We start from the raw sequence: 1,322 nt of genomic DNA, 5'->3' as shown, positions 1-1,322 counted from the left end.
GATCGCATGACCCAGCAGAACGCCGCCCTGGTCGAGGAATCGACCACCGCCGCTGAGCAACTCAAGGACCAGGCCGACCGGCTCACCGAGGCAGTCGCCGGTTTCACCCTGAGCGAGCAGGCCCAGGCCGCGCAGGGTGGGGCACTGCCCCGGCTCGACGATGCCGGTGGAGCGTCGCGGCGGCACGCTAGCCTCGACTATGCCTGACCGCTAGGCGCGCTTTCCTTCCTTTCCCTCTATGACCTCGAGGGTACTGCCCCGGCCCGCCATGGCCGGGGCAGTCTCGTTCTTAGTGACCGTGTCACCCCACCCTGGTGGCATGCACTTAATCTGCGATCACTCCTTGGGAGCGCCTGATCGCCGTCTCAGCCTAAAGTCGTACCTGTCGGCGCCGATAGCATGCCTGCAGTGGGCGCGGTCAAGGCTCATGCCCCACTCGGTTCCTCCCAGAATAGTGAGACTTATTTAATGCTGTCGTCCTTACGCATGCGCATCCTAGTGGTCACCCTAGTGGTGGTCGCTCTGGCTCTAGTCATCAACGCTTCGGTCAGCTATTTGACCGTGCAGACTCACAACGAAGAGCAGGTCGGCCAACAGCTCGATGCGGTGGCCACTGGAAATGCCCGGGCCATCGAGGAATGGACCCGTGCTCGTGCGGATATGATGGAAGCCGCCCGTGAACCGGTGATGGGCGATGATCCGCGAACTGCCCTGATTCAACTGGCCGAGTCCGGCGGTTTTCTATCCGCCTATATCGGTCGGCCCGACGGCAGCATCATGACCTCCGATGGCTGGAATGCCCCCGACGATTTCGATTCGACCACTCGCGGTTGGTATCGCGATGCCGTCGCGCGCGGCGAGACCATCATTTCGCGTCCCTTCGTCGATGCGGTCAGCGGTCAGCAGGTGGTGTCGTTCGCCACCCCGGTTCACAAAGATGGCCGGCTTGCCGGGGTCATCGGCGGCGATGTGGTGATCGATGACTTGATCGCCGAGGTGGCGTCGATCCATCCCACGCCATCGAGTTTCGCCTTCCTGAGCGTCGATGGTGAGACCTTGATCGCCCATCCCGACGCCGAGTTGACCCGGCAGCCGCTGACGGCGGTCAGTGATGGTCTGACGCCCGAGTTCATCGCGCGCCTGGTGCGTCAGGATGCCACCTGGGAGCCTATTAACGTCGACAGCAAGACCAAACGGCTCGCCGTTGCGTCGATTGACGGCACTGACTGGGAGCTCGGGGTGGTGCTGGACGAGGATGAGGCTACCGCCGGCCTGCGTGCCATCCTCAAGTCCTCGTTGATTACGTTGGTGATTATCATCGG

Annotated in this window: 1 protein-coding gene and 1 pseudogene; both read left to right on the top strand. The window is 62.7% G+C overall.

Annotated features, from left to right (window positions below):
- Positions 1 to 207: pseudogene (locus tag BLR71_RS17315) on the top strand (hypothetical protein); the annotation flags it as partial.
- Positions 208 to 468: 261 nt separating this feature from the next.
- A partial coding sequence (locus tag BLR71_RS17310) for a cache domain-containing protein (protein WP_175491724.1) occupies positions 469 to 1,322 on the top strand: 854 nt, incomplete at its 3' end.

This window comes from Onishia taeanensis, assembly GCF_900100755.1.
In the GTDB taxonomy this organism is placed as follows: Bacteria; Pseudomonadota; Gammaproteobacteria; order Pseudomonadales; family Halomonadaceae; genus Onishia; species Onishia taeanensis.
The sequence above is the reverse complement of the archived record's forward strand: the minus strand, read 5'-3'. Positions and strand labels throughout refer to the sequence as shown.